The 22726-nt window shown below is 60.6% G+C and carries 22 protein-coding genes; 13 read left to right on the top strand and 9 right to left on the bottom strand.

From position 1 onward, the window contains the following. Positions 1 to 64: 64 nt before the first annotated feature. Complete coding sequence (locus BN1139_RS18870; protein ID WP_005355171.1) at positions 65 to 1591, top strand: mechanosensitive ion channel family protein; 1527 nt, start codon at positions 65 to 67, stop codon at positions 1589 to 1591. 45 nt (positions 1592 to 1636) lie between these two features. Next, positions 1637 to 2035 (top strand): STY0301 family protein, encoded by a 399-nt coding sequence (locus BN1139_RS18875; protein WP_005355173.1) that lies wholly within the window; start codon positions 1637 to 1639, stop codon positions 2033 to 2035. Positions 2036 to 2111: 76 nt separating this feature from the next. Here the strand turns inward: BN1139_RS18875 and BN1139_RS18880 are convergent, their stop codons facing one another. The 6 genes from BN1139_RS18880 to lptM all read right to left on the bottom strand — a co-directional run bounded on the left by BN1139_RS18880 (position 2112) and on the right by lptM (position 7072). Then, entirely contained in the window at positions 2112 to 2822 is a 711-nt protein-coding gene (locus tag BN1139_RS18880) for an HAD-IA family hydrolase (protein WP_005355175.1), read from the bottom strand. A gap of 32 nt (positions 2823 to 2854) precedes the next feature. Continuing rightward, positions 2855 to 3832, bottom strand: a complete 978-nt coding sequence (gene xerC / locus BN1139_RS18885) for a tyrosine recombinase XerC (RefSeq protein ID WP_005355177.1) — start codon at positions 3830 to 3832, stop codon at positions 2855 to 2857. Continuing rightward, the gene (locus tag BN1139_RS18890; protein ID WP_005336370.1) at positions 3825 to 4505 is read right to left on the bottom strand and encodes a DUF484 family protein; all 681 of its coding nucleotides are present in this window, start codon (positions 4503 to 4505) and stop codon (positions 3825 to 3827) included. The genes xerC and BN1139_RS18890 overlap by 8 nt, the downstream gene beginning before the upstream one ends. Positions 4506 to 4596: 91 nt before the next feature. After that, on the bottom strand, positions 4597 to 5427 hold the full coding sequence (gene dapF / locus BN1139_RS18895; protein WP_005336371.1) for a diaminopimelate epimerase: 831 nt from the start codon (positions 5425 to 5427) through the stop codon (positions 4597 to 4599). A 185-nt stretch (positions 5428 to 5612) separates the two neighbouring features. Next, positions 5613 to 6863 (bottom strand): diaminopimelate decarboxylase, encoded by a 1251-nt coding sequence (gene lysA / locus BN1139_RS18900; RefSeq protein ID WP_005355179.1) that lies wholly within the window; start codon positions 6861 to 6863, stop codon positions 5613 to 5615. Positions 6864 to 6895: 32 nt separating this feature from the next. Next, positions 6896 to 7072 carry an LPS translocon maturation chaperone LptM gene (lptM, locus tag BN1139_RS21175; RefSeq protein ID WP_074045189.1) on the bottom strand — a complete coding sequence of 59 codons (177 nt, stop codon included), beginning with the start codon at positions 7070 to 7072 and terminating at the stop codon, positions 6896 to 6898. A gap of 73 nt (positions 7073 to 7145) precedes the next feature. Between lptM and cyaY the strand changes: the two genes are divergently transcribed. Together cyaY and BN1139_RS18910 are read left to right on the top strand one after the other, a co-directional pair. Next, positions 7146 to 7460, top strand: a complete 315-nt coding sequence (gene cyaY / locus BN1139_RS18905) for an iron donor protein CyaY (RefSeq protein WP_005355181.1) — start codon at positions 7146 to 7148, stop codon at positions 7458 to 7460. Beyond that, entirely contained in the window at positions 7457 to 8110 is a 654-nt protein-coding gene (locus tag BN1139_RS18910) for an alpha/beta hydrolase (RefSeq protein WP_013723399.1), read from the top strand. Before cyaY ends, BN1139_RS18910 begins: the two co-directional genes overlap by 4 nt. Before the next feature lie 66 nt (positions 8111 to 8176). On the opposite strand, the gene BN1139_RS18915 is transcribed toward BN1139_RS18910, so the two are convergent. Then, positions 8177 to 10696: a class I adenylate cyclase gene (locus BN1139_RS18915; RefSeq protein WP_041915401.1), complete on the bottom strand. Its 2520-nt coding sequence runs from the start codon at positions 10694 to 10696 to the stop codon at positions 8177 to 8179. 323 nt (positions 10697 to 11019) lie between these two features. Here BN1139_RS18915 and hemC point away from each other — a divergent pair, with 323 nt between their 5' ends. From hemC to BN1139_RS18935, 4 genes are read left to right on the top strand one after another with little or no spacing between them, the layout of a single operon-like run. Then, positions 11020 to 11949 carry a hydroxymethylbilane synthase gene (gene hemC, locus BN1139_RS18920; RefSeq protein ID WP_143231929.1) on the top strand — a complete coding sequence of 310 codons (930 nt, stop codon included), beginning with the start codon at positions 11020 to 11022 and terminating at the stop codon, positions 11947 to 11949. Next, positions 11946 to 12680, top strand: a complete 735-nt coding sequence (locus tag BN1139_RS18925) for a uroporphyrinogen-III synthase (RefSeq protein ID WP_013723396.1) — start codon at positions 11946 to 11948, stop codon at positions 12678 to 12680. Before hemC ends, BN1139_RS18925 begins: the two co-directional genes overlap by 4 nt. Further along, positions 12677 to 13726 (top strand): uroporphyrinogen-III C-methyltransferase, encoded by a 1050-nt coding sequence (locus BN1139_RS18930; protein ID WP_005336380.1) that lies wholly within the window; start codon positions 12677 to 12679, stop codon positions 13724 to 13726. The genes BN1139_RS18925 and BN1139_RS18930 overlap by 4 nt, the downstream gene beginning before the upstream one ends. Positions 13727 to 13736: 10 nt before the next feature. Further along, complete coding sequence (locus tag BN1139_RS18935; protein ID WP_013723395.1) at positions 13737 to 14900, top strand: heme biosynthesis HemY N-terminal domain-containing protein; 1164 nt, start codon at positions 13737 to 13739, stop codon at positions 14898 to 14900. Positions 14901 to 14970: 70 nt separating this feature from the next. Here the strand turns inward: BN1139_RS18935 and BN1139_RS18940 are convergent, their stop codons facing one another. Further along, positions 14971 to 15222, bottom strand: coding sequence for a YkgJ family cysteine cluster protein (locus BN1139_RS18940; protein WP_005336384.1), 252 nt, complete (start codon positions 15220 to 15222; stop codon positions 14971 to 14973). 134 nt (positions 15223 to 15356) lie between these two features. Beyond that, positions 15357 to 16367: a class II fructose-bisphosphatase gene (glpX, locus tag BN1139_RS18945; protein ID WP_005336386.1), complete on the bottom strand. Its 1011-nt coding sequence runs from the start codon at positions 16365 to 16367 to the stop codon at positions 15357 to 15359. 221 nt (positions 16368 to 16588) lie between these two features. On the opposite strand from glpX, the gene BN1139_RS18950 reads away from it, so the two are divergent. The 5 genes from BN1139_RS18950 to pbpG all read left to right on the top strand — a co-directional run bounded on the left by BN1139_RS18950 (position 16589) and on the right by pbpG (position 22693). Then, positions 16589 to 17668, top strand: a complete 1080-nt coding sequence (locus BN1139_RS18950; RefSeq protein WP_005355196.1) for a porin — start codon at positions 16589 to 16591, stop codon at positions 17666 to 17668. A gap of 120 nt (positions 17669 to 17788) precedes the next feature. Next, on the top strand, positions 17789 to 18709 hold the full coding sequence (locus BN1139_RS18955) for an ABC transporter substrate-binding protein (RefSeq protein WP_005355197.1): 921 nt from the start codon (positions 17789 to 17791) through the stop codon (positions 18707 to 18709). A gap of 33 nt (positions 18710 to 18742) precedes the next feature. Then, complete coding sequence (locus BN1139_RS18960; protein ID WP_005355199.1) at positions 18743 to 19621, top strand: DMT family transporter; 879 nt, start codon at positions 18743 to 18745, stop codon at positions 19619 to 19621. 435 nt (positions 19622 to 20056) lie between these two features. Next, positions 20057 to 21523, top strand: coding sequence for a glutamate/gamma-aminobutyrate family transporter YjeM (gene yjeM, locus BN1139_RS18965; protein ID WP_005355206.1), 1467 nt, complete (start codon positions 20057 to 20059; stop codon positions 21521 to 21523). 258 nt (positions 21524 to 21781) lie between these two features. Beyond that, on the top strand, positions 21782 to 22693 hold the full coding sequence (gene pbpG, locus BN1139_RS18970) for a D-alanyl-D-alanine endopeptidase (RefSeq protein WP_005336410.1): 912 nt from the start codon (positions 21782 to 21784) through the stop codon (positions 22691 to 22693). The last annotated feature ends 33 nt before the right edge of the window (positions 22694 to 22726 follow it).

A 22726-nucleotide genomic window follows, 5' to 3' on the forward strand; every position in this document is an offset into this window, starting at 1 on the left:
CAACGCACCATTTCCCCGCGCCGCAGCAGCTATGCTGGAAATAAAACCACAATAAGGTGCTGCTATGGCTGGCGAAAACCTCACCGCGCTACCGACGCTGATCTGGATTAGCGAACACCCGTTCTGGACCCTGCTCACCCTCTCCCTGATGCTGCTCCACTTCTGGCGCCGTCCGGGACAGCGACGGGAGCTGCTCTCCGAGCTCAGTTTCGTGATGATTAGCGCGGTGGTGATCCTGCTGATCCAGCTGGAAGGGGGCTGGTTCAAACTGCCGCTGCCCCATCAATTGCTGATCGAGATCTCCACCCTCTTGGCCGGCCTGATACTGGTCAAGATATGGGGGATCCTGCTGTTCGAGTTTCTGCTCCCCCTCTGCCATGTGCGGATCCCGCGGATCATCGCCGATATCGTCATCACCATCGGCTATATCGGCTGGGGTCTGTTTCGCCTCTACGCCTCCGGTATGGCGCTCGGGGAGATAGTCACCACCTCGGCGGTGATCACCGCGGTCATCGCCTTCGCCATGCAGGACACCCTGGGCAACCTGCTGGCCGGGGTCTCCATTCAGCTCGACAACTCCATCGCCATCGGTGACTGGCTGCAAGTGGATACCACCCAGGGCCGGGTGGTGGAGATCAACTGGCGTGCCACCACTATCGAGACCCGCAACTGGGAGACAGTCGTCATCCCCAACAGCCACCTGCTCAAACAGCGCTTCACCGTGCTCGGGCGCCGCCGTGGCGAACCCTTGCAGTGGCGGCGCTGGGTCTGGTTCGATCTGACCCTGGATACCTTGCCGACCCAGATCATCGCGTTGATCGAGAAATCCCTGCGGGAGACCAAGCTCCCCTGCGTCGCCAAGCATCCGCAACCGGACTGCCTGCTGATGAACGTCGAAGGTGGCATCGCCCGCTATGCAGTGCGCTACTGGTTGACCGACCTGGCTCGCGACGATCCGACCGACTCCATGGTGCGCAGCCTTATCGATGCCGCCCTGCGCCGCAACGATCGCCGCCTCACCCCGCCGATCTTCAACGTCTTTATGGCCAAGGAGAAGCAGCATCTGGATGCCCGCCACAAGCGCCACACCGCCGAACGAACCGATACCCTGCGCAAGCTGCCGCTGTTTGCCATGTTGCAGGAGAACGAGCTGCTCCAGCTGGCCGATCAGGTGAAATTCGCCCCCTTCGTCAGCGGCGACATCATGCTGGAGCAGGGGGATGTCTCCAGCTGGCTGTTCGTGCTGGTCAAAGGGGAGGCCGAGATGGTGGTCAATGTCGAAGGGCGAGAGCTGAAACTCGGTACGCTCAACGCGGGAGACTTTTTTGGCGAACTGAGCCTGCTCACCGGCGAGCCCAGCTCCTTCACGGTACGGGCGGTGGCCACCGTCGAAACCTATCGCATCAATCAGGCAATGTTTCAGGAGCTGGTGATGCAGCGTGAGGCGCTGGTCGAGCCCCTCTACCGGGTGCTGAGCGACCGCCAGCAGGAGCAGCGGGCGCTGCTGGAGCGGGAGGCGGAAGCCATGAAACAGCCACCACAACAGCTTGATCTGCTTGATAAACTGATGAAGCTGTTCGGTGGCAGATGACGTAGCATGGCATCGTATTGAGGACGTGAAGAGAGAACCGCAGCCATGTTACTGACCACCCTGGCCCTTGCCGCCAGCATGCAATTTGATTGTCCCGCCACCATCGAGACTCGCCAGCAGCTGCTGACCCCGCAGCAGGGCTGGCAGGCGTTCACCCGCAATGACGATGGCAAACCGGACGAAACCCTCAGCCACCGACTCGATAATCTGGCCCTGTTCGACGGAGATCCTGCCGAACTGGCCCAACTCAAACCGGATAATGGCGACAGCGACGAGATCCACTACTGGAGCCAGCTCGATAGCAGCCTGCGCCCGCTCTATCTGATCTGCCGCTATCAGAACAGCGCCATCACCCTGCAGCAGGCGCTGCCCGTCGGCATCAGTTACTGCCGCGTCAACCAGCGCGACCGCTACACCCTGCTCGGGCTGGTTTGTCGCAAATAGCGGGCGTAACCCCTTGCCATATATCGCTATTCGATGACAGCCATTACCGCCTGAGCCGGGCCACCCGCCAGCGCCATCAGAGCAGCAGCTCGGCCAGCTCCTCCAGTGCCATCAGCTCCACGTCCGGCAACAGTTGCAGCTGTTGCCACGGTTGCTGCCGTTCGTTGAGCCAGGCGGCGCGAAAGCCGTGCAAACGGGCACCCAGCACATCGGTCTCGGGATGATCCCCCACATGGAGGATCCGCTCTGCTGGCAGCTTGAGGGCACTACGGGTCTGCTCAAACATATCCGGCGCCGGTTTCATCCTGGCGCCCGCCCCCGCCTTGCAGACCAGCGTGAAGTAGCGATCCAGCCCGGCCTGAACCAGATCCAGATTACCGTTGGTGATGACCACCAGCGGATAGCGTTCGGCCAGTCTGGCCAGCAGCAGATGAGTGGACTCGCTCACCTCGATCTTCGAGCGCTCTGCCAGAAACGCAGCAAACACCTGCTCCGCCTCGCGGCTGGCCTGCTGGTCGGCCATCCCCCCCTCGACCATGGCAGCGCGGATGGTCTGCTGGCGCGCCAGACTGACATCGTGGCGCAGCTCGGGGGAACCATTCAGCACACTGCGCTTGAGTTCCAGCCAGCGCGGCTTGTCGAGCATGGCTGTCGCCAGATATTCGCTGCGCAGATGGTTCAGCATCCACTGCTCGGCCCGCACGATGGCGGGGCCGTTGTCATAGAGGGTGTCATCGAGGTCAAACGAGATGGCAGCAACCGGCTGCCAGCGGCGATAGAAGTGCATGGACTCTCCTCTGCAACGGGGCTCAGGGCCCGTTATTCATCGTCCTGCGCATCCGGGTCACGCTTGGCCCTGGGGTGAGCGCTGTCGTAGACCTTGGCCAGATGCTGGAAGTCGAGGTGGGTATAGATCTGGGTGGTAGAGAGGTCGGCATGTCCCAGCAGCTCCTGCACCGCCCGCAGATCGCCGGAGGACTCCAGCATATGGGTGGCAAAGCTGTGGCGCAGCTTGTGGGGGTGGACATGGGCGTTAAGCGCCTGCTTGTTGCCCCAGCCATCGAGGCGGGCCTGCACCGAGCGGGCCGACAGCCGCTGCTTGCGGCTGGAGACAAACAGCGCCTCGCTCTCATCCCCGGCCAGCAGCGGGCGCACCTTGAGCCATTTCTGCAGCCACTCGACCGCCATCCGGCCGATGGGCAGCACCCGCTCCCGTGAGCCCTTGCCGGTCACCTTAAGCTGGCGGTCGTCGAGCTTCAGATCCACCAGATTGATCCCCACCAGCTCGGCCAGACGCAGCCCTGAGGAGTACATCAGCTCCATGATGGCGCGATCCCGCACCGCCAGCGGATCCTGCTCGTCGGTGATGTTGAGCAGCTGGTGCATCTCGTCCACATCGAGGTTTTTCGGCAGCGGCCGCCCCTGTTTGGGGGTGACGATGCCACGGGCCGGATTGGCGGTCAGCCGCCCCTGCCGCACCTGCCAGTCGCAAAAGCTGCGCAGGGCAGAGACCTTGGTGGAAAGGGAACGAGGAGCAAGGCCCGCCTTGTGCATCCGGGTCACCAGAGTTCGGACCTGACTCGCCTCGAGCCGACCCCAGTCAGTGAGCCCGAGGGCCACCAGCTCGGCGGTCATCGCCTCCAGATGGGCTTGATAGTTATTGCGGGTATGAGGGCTGAGCTGACGCTCGACCCTCAGGTATTCGATAAAGGCCGCCAGCTCGTCAGCCAGTGCCGCAGGCAGTGGCGGTGCGATGACGGGTGCTTTGGCAGGCGCCTTGGCCGGTGTTCTAGCCATGAGTCAACTCGGGCAGACGCAGTTGCAGCAGGCGCCCCAGTTGGCCCAGCAGCAGGGTGTCGTTATGGGGAGTAAAGTGGCCGGGATCCGAGCTGGCGAAGGCCAGCACACCGAGATCGCCGAGCCGCATCAGGGCCACCGAGTTGACCAGCACATCGTGGCCAAACAGTGCCTGCTTCTCGCTCTGGCTCAGGCGGCCAAAGTAGTAATCCTGCCCCGGCAGACGCTGACCCAGCAGGGATTCGAGCTGCTTGCCCTGTGCCAGAAAACGCTGCTCGGGCCCGCTCAGGGCAAACTTCTTGGGATTGAGCCAGAGCCGCAGCCCGGTCAGGCGCAGCCGCTGGACAAAGGCCTTGCCCATCACGGCACTCACCTCGAACAGGGTCTGGCAGCCGTACAGCTCGCCGTAGAGATCGGCATAGACCCGGAAGATCCGCTCGTTCTCGCTGGCGATCCCCATCAATTCGGTGATCTCCTGCTCCAGCTGTTCGATCCGCTCGCGCTGACGCTCCAGCTGGCGCTCGACCAGCGAGACCGACCCTTTGCGTTCATGGGGAATGCGGATCCGGTCCAGCACGGCGGCATGGCGTTGGAAAAACTCGGGATAACGGGCCAGGTACTCCAGCACAGTGGCTTCATCCACCGATTGCTCCTGCCGTTTGAGTTCGCTCATAAATTGGTTGATCCATCAGAGAAATGGGGCTAGCAGCCCCGACATCATGGGCAAAGGGGGCCAACGCCCCCCGTACCTGAACCTTTATCGGCTAAACCTCTATCTGGCCGTCAAACACATGCTCGGCGGGACCTGTCATATAGACCGGCTGGCCCGGCCCCTTCCAGGCGATGGTCAGCTTGCCGCCCGGCAGACTGACGGTGACCCGCTCCTTGAGCTTGCCCTGACTGATGCCAATCACCGCCGCCGCACAGGCACCGGTGCCGCAGGCCAGGGTCTCGCCACAGCCCCGCTCGAATACACGCAGTTTGATCTCGGTAGCATTGACCATCTCCATGAAGCCGACGTTGACCCGCTCGGGAAAACGCTCGTGGCGCTCCATGATGGCACCGAGCGTTTCGACGGGCGCATCGGCGACCGAAGGCACCTCGATGACGCAGTGGGGATTGCCCATGGAGACCACGCCACACATCACGGTATGCTCCTGCGCCCGCAGCAGATAGGTTTTTTCCGCCTTCTGGGCCCGGAACGGGATCTTGCCCGGCTCAAACTGGGGAACCCCCATGTTGACCGTGACCTGATTCTCCCCCTCCAGCTGCAACACGATGCGACCCCGGGCGGTGCTGACCGCGATGCGATCCCGGTTGATCAGCCCCTTGAGACGCACGAAACGGGCAAAACAGCGGGCACCGTTGCCACACTGCTCCACCTCGCTGCCATCGGCATTGAAAATGCGATAGTGAAAGTCGAGTTCAGGGTCATAGGGCGGCTCCACCAGCAGCAGCTGGTCAAAGCCGATCCCGAAGTGGCGATCTGCCAGCTTCTTGATGACGTCATTGCTGAAAAATACCTTCTGGGTGACGCCATCCACCACCATGAAGTCGTTGCCCAAGCCATGCATCTTGGAAAAATCTATCAACATCGTGCATTCCTGTGCTGTTAGGGCTGTAAAAATTCACCGAACCAAGGGTCGCCAAGCGCCATGAAGTCGTTGTCCAAAGCCCCATGCATCCTGGAACAATCTATCCACATCGTGCATTCCTGTGCTGTTAGGGCTGTAAAAACTCACCGTCAACCGTTATGAAATCATTGTCCCAGACTGCGCCATCAGGGCAGCAGGTGCTCACCGCGCCAGAGATCGGCCAACTGCTCACGCTCGCGGATCAGGTGTGCTTCGGCACCATCCACCAGCACTTCAGCTGCGCGCGGACGGGTGTTGTAGTTGGATGACATGGTAAAGCCGTAGGCACCGGCCGAGCGCACTGCCAGCAGGGAACCCTCGGCAATGGCCAGAGTGCGCTCCTTGCCGAGGAAGTCGCCGGTCTCGCACACCGGGCCCACCACGTCATAGATCGCGGGAGCATGGCCGGCACGGCTATCCACCTCGATGATGTTCATCCAGGCGCCGTAGAGCGAAGGGCGCAGCATGTCGTTCATGCCAGCATCGATCAGCGCGAAGTTACGGGTCTCGCCCGGCTTCAGGTACTCGACCCGGGTCAGCAGCACGCCGGCATTGGCGACGATGGCTCGGCCCGGCTCGAACAGCAGGGTCAGATCCCGGCCCGCCAGCTTCTGCTTCAGCGCTTCGGCATACTCGGTCGGATGGGGTGGCTGCTCGGAACCATAGTTGACCCCAAGGCCGCCCCCCACGTCCAGATGGTGGATATGAATGCCTTCTGCAGCCAGACCGTCGATCAGCCGCAGCAGCTTGTCAGCCGCTTCCATAAAGGGATTCAATTCAGTGAGTTGCGAGCCGATATGGCAATCCACCCCGACGATCTCGATGTTCGCCATCGCGGCCGCCTTGCGATAGATGGCTGGCGCCAGCTCAATGGGAATGCCGAACTTGTTTTGCTTGAGGCCAGTGGAGATATAGGGGTGAGTACCGGCATCGATATCCGGATTGACCCGCACCGAGACGCGAGCTTTCTTGCCCATGTTGCCCGCCACCCGATTGAGGCGCTCCAGCTCGGCTTCCGACTCCAGATTGAAACAGAGGATCTCTTTTTCCAGCGCGAGGCGCATCTCGGCCTCGCTCTTGGCCACCCCGGAGAAGACCACCTTGGCCGGATCCCCCCCCGCCGCCAGTACCCGCGACAGCTCGCCACCGGAGACGATGTCAAACCCCGAGCCCAGACGGGCCAGCAGGTTGAGCAGCGCCAGGTTCGAGTTGGCCTTCACCGCATAGCAAATCAGATGGGGAATATCGCCAGCGGCCTTGTCGAAGGCGTGCCAGTGGCGCTCGAGGGTCGCACGGGAGTAGACGTAAAGCGGGGTACCGTACTGCTCGGCAAGCTGTTGCAGCGAGGTTTGCTCGGCCTGAAGCTGGCCGTCGGCGTCGTAGTTAAAGTGATCCAAGGGGGCGGTTCCTTCCTAGAATGGGTGCGGCATTAGTGCGGCGCGGCCTCGGTGGCAGCCTCGGAGGTCGCAGGCGGTGCTGCTTGCGGTGTACTCTGGCTCTGTGGCTGCTCGGGGGGCGGCATATAGAGCGGCCCCTTCAGACCGCACGCGGCCAACCCGAGGGACAGAAGAGTGGCAAGCAGACACTTGGTGAACTGAGTGATCATAATGGTTCGCTGCGAAAAAATTTTTGGCCCTCTATAATCGCACTCACATTGTTAAAAGCAACAGGATAAACCGATGAAGGATCACGAGTATCACGCCCTGACCGACGCCTTTTTCCAATATGTGGAAGACACGCTCGACGAGGGGTATCCGGATATCGACTGCGAACGCAACGGCGGCGTATTGACCCTCTCTTTCGAGAACAAGACCAAGGTCATCATCAACAAGCAGGAGCCACTGCACCAGATTTGGGTCGCCACCCGCGAGAACGGCTTCCACTTCGAACTGCAGGATGACACCTGGATCGACAACCGATTCGGCCACGAGCTCAAGGCGCTGCTGAGCCAATCCTGCACCGCCCAGGCGGGCGAAGAGGTGGTGTTCCCATGATTGACCTGCACCCGCAGGGCGCCCGTCACGCGGTGATCTGGCTGCACGGGCTGGGTGATTCCGGCGCCGGTCTCGCCCCGCTGGTGGATGCGCTGGACCTACCCGCCGAGCTACCGGTGCGTCACCTGCTGCCGGATGCCCCCGAGCGCCCCATCACCATCAACATGGGCTACAAGATGCGCGGCTGGTACGACATCAGGAGCTTCGAGGATCCCACCGAGCGGGCCGTGGAGTCCCATGTCCGTGAATCAGCCAACCAGATTGCCGTATTGCTCGATCAGCTGGTGGCCGACGGGTTTGCCCCCGAGCATATCGTGCTGGCAGGTTTCTCTCAGGGCGGGGTGATTGCCTCCTTCACCGCGCTGCGCTATCAGGCAACGCTGGCGGGCCTGCTCTGCATGTCCACCTATCTGGCAGCCCCAGACAAGCTGCTCGGCGAGATGAGCGAGGCTGCTCGCACCCTGCCCATCTGCTACATGCACGGCATCTATGACGATGTGGTGAGCCTGTCGCTCGGTTGGGATGCCAAGAACCGGCTTGAAGCTGCCGGGCTCGCCCCCGAGTGGCACGAGTACCCGATGCGCCACGAGATCTGCCGCCCGCAGCTCGGCGACATTCGCAGCTGGCTGCTGGCCCGCCTCGGCGCGTGAGCCCTTCCGGCAAAGCAAACGGCCTGCATCTGCAGGCCGTTTTTTATGGCGATACCAACTGACGGGTCAGCCCACTTCTCGAGCGGGCGGCACCTGTTCGCGTAGAGTGCCCTGACTGCGATAGGGGATCACATCCAGCTCACCATTCACTTGTACTATCTCGTAGTACTGCGGCAGGTTGAAGTTGATGAACTGCCCATCATCGCTGAACCGCTCGTGATTGGAGGTGTAGAAGCGGTTGACCCCCGCCACCAGCTCATCCTTGTTGCCGGCAAAGTGCTGGTAGATCTCCACCCGGTTCGCCTCATCGAGGATATAGATGTTGGTGCCCGCATCCCGAGTATCGAAGAAGAACTGCACCAATCCTTCGCTGGCGTAGGCATCGACGATGCTCGGCAGATGCTGGCTGTGGGTCTTGTCGAGCCGCAGCGGCAGGTGATCCAGCTTGTTGTGGGAGATGTGACGGTAAAAATCGATGGCGTTTTCCAGCTTCTTCACCGACACACCGCGCCGCTCGAAGAAGATGCCGTACTTCTCGCGGCCAAGGGCCATGGTCTTGACCAACTGCTGCTTGTCGCGGGCAAGGCGCAGGTCGATACACTCCGCCACCAGCGTCTGAAAGCGGGAGCGCACCAGAGAGCGGAAGTGCTGGCTGTAGCAGAACACCTCGATCATCTCGGGGGCGGCAGCATCCTGATGCATCTTGCCGAGGATAGTGGTGAGGGCATCGACCACGGCTTCATCCCCCTGGAAGTGCAGGGTGCGGATCTCGCTCCAGGAGTTGCGGTAGACCAGATCCACAGATCCCACCAGACACTCCTGATTGCGACCAAACGAGAAGACATCCACGGTGTTGGCGTCAAACTCGATCACCTGACCGACCCAGTGGCTGGTCGGGTCCATCTCCAGATTGAGGAAGATGGAGAGCTGACGGATCTCGCACGGCCGGCTGAGGGCCAGGTTGGTGGCCAGCGGATACTTCTCGGGGAAGCAGCCGGAGAGATCACGGCAGAACTGGTGCAGATTGTCGATGTGCAGATCCGACCCCTGATTGAACAGGTGCACCCGCGACTGGGGTGTCAGCAGATCGTTGAAGTAGGCCCAGGAGACCAGCTTGCTGATGTAGCCGTTGAACTCCAGCGGCGCGCGACCAATGATGTCCACCGGCTCCAGCGAATGTTTGTAGAGATACCAGCCGGCGCGGTTGAGGCGACCGTGGGGCACCTGCACAAAGCTGAGATCCGGCTCGCTGAGATCCGGCGCGATCTTGAGGTTGATGCGCTGCACCTTGCCCGGCAGGCTCTCGAACGCGGCGTAGAGCTTGCGCGACAGAATGCCGATATCTTCCGGGTTGATCGACTCGCTGATGTTGTTGCGACGGGCGAACTGGATCAGGTTGCGGTAGCTCTGCATCAGAGCTTCCAGCAGCTCGGCGTGGGCGATCTTCACCTCTTCGATCTTCCACTCGTGGCGATGATCGAGCTGATAGAGCTTGTCCTGACTCCAGCCCCAGTAGGAGACCAGCTGGCTCATCTGCTCACGGCGCCACTCGGGGGAGTGGTCATCCTTGGGATGGCTGAGACCGTCGCACACCTTGAGGTAGAAGCAGCGGCGCACCAGATCGAGCCGCGCCATGTCGCCGATGGACTTGAGGTAGTTGGTCACCTTGTCCAGCATCAGACAGTAGTTGTCGAGCCGGTAGTGCATCCCCTCGTTGTGCTGGAACCAGTCGCGACCAATCATCGACAGCAGGCGGGTATTGGGATACTCGTGGGAGTAGGCTTCCATCAGCACCGACTTGAGCACCGCCTTGTAGGGGGAGTCGATCCCCTTGTAGAGCTGCCACAGGGCGGAGCCGAAATACTCTTCGGCCGGAATACGGTCAAAACTGCCGAGATCGAGCCAGTCATCCTGCCTGAGCTTGCCGCTCTCGAACAGCTCGTTCACATACGCATCGTAGTGATCATCACATTCGGTGGGCACCAGATACCAGATCAAGCGTTTGCCCGCGATACGCATGGCACTGCGGTAGAACTCGTCGAGCAGCAGCAGGTGCTGGGCACTGCCGCAGCTCTCCCCCTGCATCTGGGCATCGTTGGTCTGGCGGAACTTGTCTTCCGGGATCAGGAAGAAGTTGAGATCGACCCCGCGCTGTTCGGCCCACTTGGAGAGTTGCTGGCATTTCAGCTCCAGCAGATCGAGCCGTTCCTGCGACAAACCGGCCACGTGGCAGACCCAGATATCGAGATCGGAGTGACAGCATTGACCGATGGAGGAGGTGCTGCCCATGGAGTAGAGCCCCTGAATGGCTCGATCATGGGTTGCCAGACCGCTCTGACAGTTGGCGTTGCGGCAGAGGTCATCGATAAAGGCTTGCTGCTCGGCGGTGGCGCTGAAGCTCCAGATGCCATGAGGGACATCACCGGAGACATAACCGGGCAGCAGGGGATGATTGAAGTGCAGCATGACAGGCAGCAGTTGGAATACCTGCTGCCCATAGCGACTCATGAGGCCTAACGCCCGTTGCGTCTTGAGACGGGTAATGTCGTCATAACGCGCAACCAGCGTATCGATGTGTTCCTGCAATGCCCTGCCTATCACCTAAGTGAAAATGACGCACCAAAAGGGGGATACGTCAAAAAAGTGTGATCATGTTAACAATGCAAACAGCGGTGGTAAACAAGCCTTCAGCTAAACGTCAGATTATTTCTGGTATGACCACATCAAGTATCAGGGGAAATCATTAAATTCCAATACATTCAATGAATTAATCAACACTACTTGCTTAATGAAAATCATTTTCAGCATGCATTTTTGAGCTTGACCCCGCTTTTGCCGGCTCCGCCATGAAAGCCCGGGCAAAGGGTGGTAATATCGATTTCCTTCTAAAAATGAAACAACTGATTGATATGGCAGCCCGAACCCTGAAAATTGCCACTCGCAAGAGCCCGCTGGCCCTGTGGCAGGCCAACTTTGTCAAAGACCGGCTCGAAGCCCTGCACCCGCAGTTGCAGGTCGAACTGGTGCCCATGAGCACTCAGGGTGACAAGATCCTCGATACCCCGCTGGCCAAAGTGGGCGGCAAGGGATTGTTCGTCAAGGAGCTGGAGACCGCCATGCTGGAAGGGCGGGCCGATATCGCCGTTCACTCCATGAAAGATGTGCCGGTGGAGTTCCCCGAGGGGCTCGGCCTGCACACCATCTGCGAGCGGGAAGATCCCCGCGATGCCTTCGTCTCCAATCGTTTCAAGGCCATTGCCGAACTGCCGCAAGGGGCCGTGGTCGGCACCTCCAGCCTGCGCCGCCAGTGCCAGCTGCGCGCCGCCCGCCCGGATCTGGTGATCCGCGACCTGCGTGGCAACGTCAACACCCGCCTCGCCAAGCTGGATGCCGGTGAGTACGACGCCATCATCCTCGCCGCCGCCGGTCTGAAACGACTGGAGATGGCGCACCGCATCACCGCCTTTATCGAGCCGGAGCAGAGCCTGCCGGCCAACGGTCAGGGGGCTGTCGGCATCGAATGCCGCCTCGACGATGTTGAGCTACACGCCCTGCTGGCGCCGCTGGAGCACACCGAGACCCGCGCCCGGGTGCTGACCGAACGCGCCATGAATCGCGCCCTGCAAGGGGGATGTCAGGTGCCTATCGGTGCCTACGCACTGGTCGAAGGCGAGCAGATCTGGCTGCGCGGTCTGGTGGGTAGCCCGGATGGCACCCAGGTAATCCGCGACGAGATCCGCGGTCCGCTGGCCGATGGTGAGGCCCTCGGCGAGCAGTTGGCCCAGCGCCTGCTGGCCGCCGGTGCCGACGAGATCCTGGCCGAGGTCTACCGCGCATGACACCGCTGGTGGTGCGTCCGGCCGCCCAGGCCACCGAGCTGGTGCAGTTGCTGCGCCGGCACGGTCATGCACCACTCTGCTGCCCGCTGCTGGAAACCGTGGCGGGCAGCGAACTCCCTCTCCTGCCCGACCTGCTGCGCAGTGCTGACGCGGTTATCGCCGTCAGCATTCATGCCGTTCATTTTGCACACGATTTTCTGTTGCAAACTGGTCAGACCTGGCCACATATTGAGTACTTTGCGGTGGGTCAGGCCAGCGCAGATGCGTTTGCCGCCATCGGCATCACGGCAAGCTGCCCGGATGACCCGCGCAGCGAAGGGCTGCTCGCCCTGCCCGCCCTGCAGCAGGTAGCAGGCAAACGGGTACTGATCCTGCGGGGCAATGGCGGGCGGGATCTCATCGCCAGCACGCTGGCCTCACGCGGTGCTCTGGTGCACTATTGTGCGGCCTATGAGCGCCACTACCCCGAGCTGGACGGGGACACATTAACCCGCCACTGGCAGGCAGCGGGGCTGGACAGCCTGCTCATTACCAGTGGTGAACTGTTGCAACGCCTGCTGGAGCTGGTTCCCACCAGCCAGCAGCCCTGGCTTTTTGACCGCCTGCTGGTGGTCCCCAGCCCGCGCGTGGCCGAGATGGCCAGCGCAGCGGGCTTTATCCATATCACGATTGCCCAAGGTGCATCCAACCAGGCCCTGACGGCCGCACTGGAACTGAGGAAGATGGAATGACAGAACAACAAGAATCCCAGGTCAAACCCCAGCCGACCGCTGCGGTCAATGGCAGCAAGAGCCGCTCCGGTGCCGTACTGGGAGGGGTCGCCATCCTGCTGGCCCTTGGCCTGACCGGCGGTCTCTATCTGCACGGTCACAAGAATGCGGTAGCCCAGCAGGCCGAACTGGCCCAGCTCAAGCAACAGCTGGCGAGCGCCCTGAGCAAGATCGACCAGACCAGCAGCAAGGATGCCGAGCAGCTGGCCGCACTGGATCAAACCCAGCAGCGGCTGCAGGGGGAGATGCAGGGTCTGCAGAACCGGGTACTGGATCTCAACGACAAGCGCCCCAACGACTGGATGCTGGCCGAATCCGAGTATCTGGTACGGATGGCGGGCCGCAAACTGTGGCTGGAGCATGACCTCGTCTCCGCCATCACCCTGCTCGGCAATGCCGACGAGCGGATCGCCGCCCTCAACGACCCCAGCCTGATGCCGATCCGCAAGGCGCTGGCCGAGGATATCGCCAAGCTCAAGGGGATGCCGCGCATCGACCGCGAGGGGCTGACCCTCAAGCTGGCTGCACTGTCCGACCAGATCGAGCTGCTGCCCCTCTCCACCGTCAGCATGCCGGAAGCCAAGGCCGAGCCGGATCAGGCGGTCAGCACCAATCCCGACGAGTGGGAGAGCAACCTGAAGAAGAACTGGGTCAAGTTCACCGAGAACTTCGTCACCATCCGTCGCCGCGATGGCGCGGTCGAGGCGCTGCTCTCGCCGCAGCAGGAGATCTTCCTGCGTGAAAACCTCAAGACCAAGCTGTTGCAGGCCCAGCTCTCCGTCTATCGCGAGCAGCAGGCGCTCTACGAAGACAGCCTGGACAAGGCCCAGCGCTGGCTGACCCAGTATTTCGACACCGACAACAGCGCCACCCGCTACATGCAGGGCGAGATCGACAAGCTCAAGGGTGAGCAGATCCAGATCGACTATCCGGCCCAGTTCAAGACCCAGGCGATGCTGGAGCAGGTGCTGACCGAACGCCTGCAACGCATTCTGGCCAGCAGCTGAGGAGGGCACCATGATCCGTATAATCATTCTGGTCGCCGTGATGGTCGCAGGGCTGATCTTTGGCCCGCAAGCCTCCGGCAACAAGGGCTATGTGCTGATTGCCCTTGGCAATTACACCATCGAATCTTCCGTCACCAGCGCGGTGATCCTGGCCGTGCTGTTCTACGGCGCCCTGCTGATCGTCGAGTGGCTGCTGGGACGGGTATTCGGCCTGCGCCGCAAGACCCTCGGCTGGTACGGCTCGCGCCGCCGCCGCAAGGCCAATCAACAGACCGTCGCCGCCACCCTGGCAATGGCCGAAGGGCACTACAGTCAGGCTGAAAAGCTGATGATCAAGGGGGCCAGCAACAGCGACACCCCGCTGCTCAACTACCTGAGCGCCGCCAAGGCGGCACAGGCCCGTGGTGACGACGCCCGCCGGGATCAATACCTGCAAAAAGCGCAGGAGGAGAATCCCAAAGCCGAGCTGGCGCTCACCCTGACCCAGACCCAGTTGCAGATCGAGCAGGGCCAGTACGATACCGCGCTGGCGATGCTGGAGTCGGTCTACGCCCTCAACCCGCGCCACCCCATGGTGCTGGATCAGCTGCGTCAGGTACATCTGGCCCGTCAGGACTGGAGCGCCCTGTGCGACCTGATCCCGGCGCTGCACAAAGTGGGCAAGCTGACCCCGAAACAGGAAGAAGATCTGCTGCAACAGGCTTGGTGTGGTCGTCTGCAACAGGCTGCCGGCAGCCTCGAGACCCTCAAGGCGGTATGGCAGGATCTGCCGCGCAAGCTGCGCCTTGAGCCAGAACTACTGGCCTGCTACGGCGATCTGCTGCGCCAGCTGGGTGCTGACAGCGAGGCTGCCACCCTGTGGCAGGAGGCGCTGCGCAAACAGCCGATGCCCCAGTTGCTGGCTCGTCTGCCCAAGCTGAAACTCGACAGCTACCAGCCGCTGCTGGCGCTGCTGCAAAAACAGCAGGGGCAACCGGATGTGGACACCGCACTGGCCCAGCTCTATCTGCTGGCAGGTCAGCTGGACGATGCCCAGAAGCTGCTGGAGCAGGAGGTGGAGCGGGCGCCGAGCGCCGCCGCCTATCACGCTCTCGGCCAGCTGATGGACAAACGCCGCCTCACCAACAAGGCCAACGAGTACTATCGTCAGGCACTGGAACTGGCAGGGATCTGATCCCCGGCAAACAGAAACGCGAGAGGCCGCATTATGCGGCCTCTTTTTTTATCTCTTCGCCCTGCCCTCGTCAGGTGGTGAGCCGCTCCAGCTCGCCGATCAGCCAGATGGCCTCGGCACGGTGGCTGCCGCACACATCCATCATGGGGCGAAAACCGCCGCACACCGCCGGCCGCTCCGGTTGACCGAAGATCTTGCAGCCAAGGGCGCTATCGAGCTGGATACAGGGGACGCCAGCCGGTTTGCCATCTGGCATACCGGGAATGGCACTGCTGATACTGGGGGCGATGCAACAGGCAGCGCAGCCGCTACGACACTCCATAGACTCCACTCCTTTGGGATGGTCTGAGCCACCATAGCCGAAGCGGCGGCACAAACGTAGCTGGCACACAACAAAAAGCCCGACCGCACGGGCGATCGGGCTTCAGACAACACAGCCGGTTCAGCGAGCCATCATCACAGGATGATATCGCGTACCACGCTGTCTTTGCGTTCAAGGTAATGGATCGACTTGATACGGCGAATGGTGCGCGACTTGCCACGGATCAACAGAGTCTCGGTGGTCGCCATCACGCCATCGCTGGTGATGCCATCCAGCAGATCACCCTTGGTGATGCCGGTGGCGGAGAAGATGACGTTGTCATTCTTCGCCATGTCTTCCAGCTTGAGCACCTTGTTGACATCGATGCCCAGCGCTTCGCAGCGGGCAATTTCCTGCTCGCCCAGCGCACGCACTTCCGGGCTGTCGCCCTTGACGCGGTGACGCGGCACCAAACGGGCCTGCATGTCACCATCCAGCGCGCGGATCACCGCCGCGGAGATCACCCCTTCCGGTGCGCCGCCGATGCCATACAGCATGTCGACTTCGCTGTCCGGCAGACAGGTGAGGATGGAGGCGGCAACGTCACCATCAGGAATGGCGAACACCCGCACGCCCAGACCCTGCATCTCCTTGATTGCCTTGTCATGACGCGGCTTGGCCAGGGTAATGACGGTCAGACGGGAGAGCGGCTTGCCCAGCGCCTTGGCCACGGACTTCAGGTTCAGCTCGAGAGCCTGATCCAGGTCGATGGCGCCTTTGGCCTTGGGCCCGACGATCAGCTTTTCCATGTACATGTCGGGCGCTTTCAGGAAAGAACCCTTGTCGCCCACCGCCAGCACGGCCAGCGCGTTGGCCTGACCCATGGCGGTCATGCGGGTACCCTCGATGGGATCGACCGCGATATCCACCGCGTCGCCGTGTCCGGTACCAACCTTCTCGCCGATATAGAGCATCGGCGCTTCATCAATTTCACCTTCGCCGATCACAATCTCACCATCGATCTCGATCTGGTTGAGAATGTGGCGCATGGCCGCTACGGCCGCCCCATCAGCGATATTCTTGTCACCACGTCCGAGCCACTTGTAGCCAGCCAGTGCAGCCGCTTCCGTCACTCGGGAAAACTCGATTGCCAGTTCACGTCTCATCGCATATCCAACCTATGGAGCTCGAAAACGGGCGGCATTCTACCACAAGGGCAAACCTTTGCGCACAAAAGTAGCCGCTGCGAGCAAGAATGTAGCCAATTCATCCAATTGCAACCCAATTGCCATCGACTCTTCATCCAACTGTCACCCCGCTGTCATCCCTGCTGCCTAGCATGACCCCGTTTTCAAAACAAAAGCTTGCAACACCACAAGGGATTAAGATGAAAAAGCTGACTGTAGTGGCACTGGCTCTCACCGCAGCCTTCCAGGCTCAAGCCGTTGAAGTGTACAAAAATGACACCTCCATGCTGGATCTCTATGGCCGTATCTACGCTGGCCAATTCTTCGGCGACAAGAAAGAAAACGTCGATACTGCCAATCCGAATGGCACCAAGGATTACAGCGCCAAGCAAGGGGCAAACCAGTTTGTCCGCTTCGGTGCCAAGGCCGAGACCCAGATCCAGAGCGGTCTGAAGGCGCTGGCCCAGTACGAAGTGCAGATGTACATCAACGACAGCGAAAAGACCTTGGGTAAAGATGGAAGCACAGACAACCTGCGCACCCGTCTGGCCTTTGCCGGTGTCGGCGCTGACTGGGGCACCGTGACTTTCGGTCGCCAGAAAGGGGCCCCGGGCTTCCTGGCCGACTGGACTGATGTTTCCCTCTCCGACGGCTACGGCAACGAAGCGCTGGGCGCCAAGACTGACACCTTCGCCACCAACCGCGCTGGTTCCGTGTTGAAGTATTCCGGCCTGTTCAATGGCTTCCAGTTTGATGCCAGCTACAAATTTGATGGCGGCCAAGAAGAAGACAAGAGCAGCAACAAGACCTCCGCAGCTGACCCAGCCTATGGTGCAGCCGTGGCTTACACCTTCCCGTTCAATCTGTCTTTGGGTACCGCCTACAACGTTGGCCAACGTCAGGAAAAGAATACCGAAGACGCCAAACTGTGGCTGATCTCTGCCAAGTTCGACAACAAGGCGGCCTATGCGGCTCTGAGCTATGCCGATGGCTCTGACTTTGTCCAAAGTGGCACCGACCATACCGGCTGGGAAGCCGCGCTGGGCTACAACTTCGAAAACGGCTTCGGTCTGATGGCCCTGTGGAACAAACAGGAGCAGGAAGTCACTGGCGGCAAGAAAACCGATGCCATTGACTACTACACCCTGGGTGCCCAGTACAAATTCAACAAGAACCTGCGGGTGATTGGCGAGTACCGCATCAACAATCTGGACAGCGTTGCCGGCAAAGCGACTGCCAACAAGGATGACTTCCAGCTGGCTGCCCGCTACGACTTCTAATCGAGGTTTTGCGGATCCCCAAAGCGCGATGGCTTGCCATCGCGCTTTTTGCTGGGCGTCGCTCACGACCGGAGAAAGTGGCCTAGGCTCAACAGTAGATGTATCGCCGGAGAGATGATCATGGTCAGGCTGCTTTTCGTCCTGCTGTTGCTGCTGGCTCTTCCCGCTCACGCCCTCTCTATCGCCATGGTGCTGTGGCGCGGTGAAACCGCAGCCGAAGCGGGCTTTCGGGCAGAGCTGACCCGCCTTGGCTATCAGGCCACCATCACCACCTATAACGCCGATCAGGATCGTACGGCGCTGGCAACCATGCTGCGCCAGCAGATGCTGCCGAAACTGGCCGAATACGACTACATCTACACCTTTGGCACCACCGCCACCACCATGACCAAGAGTCTGGTGGCCAACCGCAAACCTCTGATTTTCAATGTGGTCTCCGATCCGGTCGGGGCAGACATTCTCTCGGAAGACAAAACCCAGAACAGCATGGTAGCCGGGGTAAGCAACATGGTGCCGATGGCACTGCAACTGGCCAACGCCAGCGAGCATCTGGCCACCGGAAAACGGCTGCTGCTACCCTTCAACCCCCGTGAGCAGAACACCCTGCTGGTGGCCGATATGCTGCTCAATGAAGCGAAACGCTATCAGTGGCAGATGGTCACCTGGCGAATGGCCCCTGACCCACGGCGGCTGGACAACGAACTGAAGCGGCTGCAACAGGATGCCAAAAACGACATCGTCTTTCTGGCCGCAGACAGCTATCTGCTCTCCATCGCCCCCCGTTTGCTGAATGCACTCAACGCAGCTGCCATCCCTACCATCTGCAGTGCCGAGCTGTTCGTCGAACACGGCTGCAGCGTTGGCACCATCAGCAGCTACGAAGCGCTGGGCAAGATGGCCGCCGGGATCATCCATCGCCATCAGCAGGGAACCGAGCTGCAAGATATACCGCTGCAGACCGATCCCCATCCCAAACTGGTACTGGGGCAACTGGGTAACGCCATCACGCAGGAGTCGACCCCCGAAAAGCCGAAGCCTTGATAAAGATCTCGGCCAATCAGGCTCCGGGCGGGTATGCTGTTGACCCCCATCTCCCGAGAGCCCTTTCCCATGAGCACCACCGTCTTTTTTGCCGTCCTGCTGGCCGCCCTGCTTCACGCCAGCTGGAATGCGCTGGTCAAGATTGGCGAAGAGCGGCTGGTGGGCGTGTCACTGGTGGCGATCTTCTCAGGACTTATCGCCGCCGTGGCGCTGCTGCCCATGGGGCTTCCCTCTGCTGCCGAGCTGCCCTGGCTCGGCCTCTCAGTCCTGCTCCATATCGGTTACTGCCTGTTTCTCAGCCATGCCTACAATCAGGGCGATTTTGGCCAGATCTATCCGCTGGCCCGTGGCAGTGCCCCGCTGCTTGCCATGGTGTTAAGTGCCCTGCTGCTGGGGGACTACCCAGGTTACGGCGGCATCATCGGCGCCTGCGTGCTGATCATGGGGGTCTTGCTGATGGCCTGGCGAGGCGGGCAGCAGCGCCTTGACAGCAAAGCGGTTCGGGCGGCACTGATCACGGCCATGTTCACGGCGACCTATACCCTCTCGGATGGGGCCGGCGCCCGCGCAGGGGGTGAACCGGTACGCTACACCCTCTGGCTCTTTACCTGTACCGGGCTGGCGATGCTGCTGGTGTTGCTCGTCCACCAAAAGCGCAACGCATGGCGCCAGATCCGCCAATATGCACTGGTTGGCGCAACCGGAGGTGCCATGTCACTACTCGCCTACGGGATTGTTATCTGGGCCATGACCCAAGCCCCCATTGGCGTGGTCGCGGCTCTGCGCGAAAGCAGTGTGCTGTTTGCCATGCTGCTCTCGGTCTGGCTGCTGAAAGAGCCGCTCGGGCGCATGCGGCTGACGGCGGCGGCCATTATCACTGGCGGCGTGCTGCTGACCCGGCTGGGAGGATAAACGCTGTCGCCATTGGTGCGTATTTATCAGGCAGGATGGCGTAATTCACTCCGCCAAATATACCGAATACCAATAATGGAAATAAGTGTCGGCCCGGGCGTAAATGTTTACATCCGCAACGTATCAATTAACTGGCAGGTCTGTTTATTTCAACCACAGCTTCATTCGGGAAACTTACCTGCCCAGCAGCATTAATGATAAAATCGTTCACAGTTAATTTTCGGCAACGCTGACCAATACCGCGCATGGCACAGACCATGCCGCTCCGCCCATACATTCATTGACCGCCTGACGGGTAAGCCAGCCCGGTCAGAGATGACCTGATCGCGCCCGCCACAGCAGGATGGAATGGCGCTACCGCGTTATTAATGGGTCCGGTTTCGTCTGTTTAATTTTTGATTATTTTAAATCCAGCACCATCAGGGAGTTTTTAATATGTCGGCAAAAAAGCTGAAGTTGGGCGCCTTTATATTGATGATATTAACATCGGTATTTGGCGTCACTAATATCGGGATCGGTTTTTACCGAATGGGATATGCCGCCATTCCGATGTTCGTGATCGGCGGTCTGTTTTTCTTCATCCCGTTCATTTTGATGATGATTGAGTTTGGTACCGGCTTTCGCAAAGAGGCGGGCGGTATCTTTACCTGGATGCGCCACTCGGTCTCGACCCGATTCGCCTTTATCGGTCTGACCATGTGGTTCGCCTCCTACGTCATCTGGATGTTTGGCAAGGCGCTCTCTATGTGGGTGCCCCTCTCCTTCATGCTGTTTGGCCGCGACATCACCGTCATCCCGGTCACCCTGGGCACCGGCATCGACTTCGGCCCCTTTATTCTGGGCGTAGTCGCCATAGCGCTGGTTGCCACCGTCACCAAGCTCATCACCCTGGGTAGCGCCCGCTTCGCTAAAGTGGCGGCCATCGGCGGTCTCTCCGTGGTGGCACTCAACGTGTTGCTGCTGGTCGGTGGCGTCTTCACCTTCGCGGTGAGCGGCATGACTCTGCAGGAGCCCTTCACCCAGGCATCGCTGACGGCGTCTCCCAATGCCGCGTTCAACGACATCATCCCCTTCCTCGGCTTTATGGTGTTCGCCATCTTCGCCTACGGCGGGGTCGAGGCGATGGCCGGGGTGGCTGACGAGCTGGAAGATCCCGAGCGCGACCTCAAGCGCGGCATCTTCCTCTCCGGCGCCTTCATCGTGCTCTGTTACATCATCGGCTTTCTGGCGGTCGGCTCCATCATGCGCTGGAGCGACTTCCCGGCCGAGGGGATCACCTCTCTCTCCGCCCTCTTCATCATCATGCTGGAGCTGGGGCGCCATCTCGGTGGCGAGTGGCTGGGACAGGTGTTCATGCGCTTTGCTGGCCTTGGCATGTTCCTGAGCTATCTGGGCGCCTTTATCGCCCTCTCATACGCGCCACTGCGCCAGTTCATCACCGGCACCCCGAGCTACTTCTGGCCGGAGCGTTTCCAGCGCGAGAACGAGAATGGCGTGCGCATTGAAGCCCTCAAGGTGCAAGCTTGGGTGGTCTGTCTGTTCATTGCCGCCAAGTCCATCTTTACCCTGATCAACCCGGAAGGGGCCGCCGCCCTCTATGAGCTGATCATCACCATGACCAACGTCGGCATGACCCTGCCCTACATGTTCCTCATCTACGCCTGGTATCGCTATCGCAACAACCCGGCGCTGGGCAAGGATCTGATCTTCTTCAAGAGCTCGAGCTCGGTGCTGCTGGCTACCATCATCAGCCTGATCCTGGTCGCCTTCGGCAACGTCTTTACCGTGGTGGCCCCCTTTATCTCCGGCGATATCTCCACCGGCGTCTGGACCATCATTGGCCCGCTGCTGTTCGTGGTGATCGCCATGCGCTTCAAGATCAAGCAGGAAGATGCCCACTAAACGATAAGCAATGCTCCATGCCAATCGGGACTGTTCTGGTCCCGATTTTTTTAGCGCCGGCTTCCGCTCACCATCACGGCCAGCCCATAGTTTGAACACAAAAAAGACTCTATAGAGACCATTTTTACGCTCTCCTCGCCGTCAGAGCGCGCTCAACGCCGTAAATTATCAATATCAAGGTGAGAATGATTGTGAAGCGCCAGTTCACGACATATAACTTAGCGAGATATCCCTGTATTTCGTCCGGTAGAGCTGATCATGATGATGCGTTCCCTCCTTCCCCTGTTGCTTGGCGCAGTAATGTTGCCGGCCACTATGGACAGTGCCCATGCCAACCCCTTTTCCGCCAGCAGCAAGAGCAGCAGCGGCTTTCTCGAGCGACGGGATGTGCCCAACCTCAGCTCGGCTGCCTTCGTGGTGGCCAACCACAGAACCGGCGAGGTGATCTCCGAGCGCAACGGCAACCGGGTAATGCCCATCGCCTCCCTCACCAAGCTGATGACGGCGCTGGTGGTGCTGGATGCCAACCTGCGCCTCAACGAAATGCTCACGGTGACCAATGCCGACATCGACCGCATCAAGGGAACCGGCTCGCGCCTGGCCATAGGTTCCAGGCTCAGTCGCGCCGAAATGCTCCATATCGCCCTGATGTCCTCTGAAAACCGCGCCGCCTCGGCGCTGGCCCGCCACTATCCCGGCGGCCAGCGTGCCTTTGTCGAGGCGATGAACGCCAAAGCCCGCATGCTGGGGATGTGGAATACCCGCTACGCCGACAGCACCGGGCTCAACCCGCGCAATGTTTCCACCGCGCAGGATCTCGCCAAACTCGCCGCCGCAGCTGCCTCCTATCCGCTGATCCGCCAGTACTCCACCGACGAGCAGAGTTATGTGCGCACCAACAAGCGTCAGCTGCACTACCTCAACTCCAACCGGCTGATCCGCGAAGGGCAATGGGAGTTCACCCTCTCCAAGACCGGCTATATCCGCGAAGCGGGCCGCTGTCTGGTGCTGGGTACCAAGGTCAATCGTGAGCCGGTGATCATGGTGCTGCTCAATGCCGAAACCACCAACGATCGGGTCGCCGATGCCAAGCGGATCAAAACATGGCTGGAGAGCTCGGGCAGAACCACCCTGGCCGCCAACCAGAGCAGCATGCTGACTCACCAGTAAGCTCGAGATCCCCAACCAAGCGAGGCGCCCGCC

Source organism: Aeromonas veronii bv. veronii, assembly GCF_000820225.1.
GTDB lineage: Bacteria > Pseudomonadota > Gammaproteobacteria > Enterobacterales > Aeromonadaceae > Aeromonas > Aeromonas veronii.

Bases quoted from the DNA above. Each gene is read 5' to 3' on its own strand.
- BN1139_RS18870 (WP_005355171.1), top strand. From the start codon at position 65: ATGGCTGGCGAAAACCTCACCGCGCTACCGACGCTGATCTGGATTAGC.
- BN1139_RS18875 (WP_005355173.1), top strand. From the start codon at position 1,637: ATGTTACTGACCACCCTGGCCCTTGCCGCCAGCATGCAATTTGATTGT.
- BN1139_RS18880 (WP_005355175.1), bottom strand. From the start codon at position 2,822: ATGCACTTCTATCGCCGCTGGCAGCCGGTTGCTGCCATCTCGTTTGAC.
- xerC (WP_005355177.1), bottom strand. From the start codon at position 3,832: ATGGCTAGAACACCGGCCAAGGCGCCTGCCAAAGCACCCGTCATCGCA.
- BN1139_RS18890 (WP_005336370.1), bottom strand. From the start codon at position 4,505: ATGAGCGAACTCAAACGGCAGGAGCAATCGGTGGATGAAGCCACTGTG.
- dapF (WP_005336371.1), bottom strand. From the start codon at position 5,427: ATGTTGATAGATTTTTCCAAGATGCATGGCTTGGGCAACGACTTCATG.
- lptM (WP_074045189.1), bottom strand. From the start codon at position 7,072: ATGATCACTCAGTTCACCAAGTGTCTGCTTGCCACTCTTCTGTCCCTC.
- cyaY (WP_005355181.1), top strand. From the start codon at position 7,146: ATGAAGGATCACGAGTATCACGCCCTGACCGACGCCTTTTTCCAATAT.
- BN1139_RS18910 (WP_013723399.1), top strand. From the start codon at position 7,457: ATGATTGACCTGCACCCGCAGGGCGCCCGTCACGCGGTGATCTGGCTG.
- hemC (WP_143231929.1), top strand. From the start codon at position 11,020: ATGGCAGCCCGAACCCTGAAAATTGCCACTCGCAAGAGCCCGCTGGCC.
- BN1139_RS18925 (WP_013723396.1), top strand. From the start codon at position 11,946: ATGACACCGCTGGTGGTGCGTCCGGCCGCCCAGGCCACCGAGCTGGTG.
- BN1139_RS18930 (WP_005336380.1), top strand. From the start codon at position 12,677: ATGACAGAACAACAAGAATCCCAGGTCAAACCCCAGCCGACCGCTGCG.
- BN1139_RS18935 (WP_013723395.1), top strand. From the start codon at position 13,737: ATGATCCGTATAATCATTCTGGTCGCCGTGATGGTCGCAGGGCTGATC.
- BN1139_RS18940 (WP_005336384.1), bottom strand. From the start codon at position 15,222: ATGGAGTGTCGTAGCGGCTGCGCTGCCTGTTGCATCGCCCCCAGTATC.
- glpX (WP_005336386.1), bottom strand. From the start codon at position 16,367: ATGAGACGTGAACTGGCAATCGAGTTTTCCCGAGTGACGGAAGCGGCT.
- BN1139_RS18950 (WP_005355196.1), top strand. From the start codon at position 16,589: ATGAAAAAGCTGACTGTAGTGGCACTGGCTCTCACCGCAGCCTTCCAG.
- BN1139_RS18955 (WP_005355197.1), top strand. From the start codon at position 17,789: ATGGTCAGGCTGCTTTTCGTCCTGCTGTTGCTGCTGGCTCTTCCCGCT.
- BN1139_RS18960 (WP_005355199.1), top strand. From the start codon at position 18,743: ATGCTGTTGACCCCCATCTCCCGAGAGCCCTTTCCCATGAGCACCACC.
- yjeM (WP_005355206.1), top strand. From the start codon at position 20,057: ATGTCGGCAAAAAAGCTGAAGTTGGGCGCCTTTATATTGATGATATTA.
- pbpG (WP_005336410.1), top strand. From the start codon at position 21,782: ATGATGATGCGTTCCCTCCTTCCCCTGTTGCTTGGCGCAGTAATGTTG.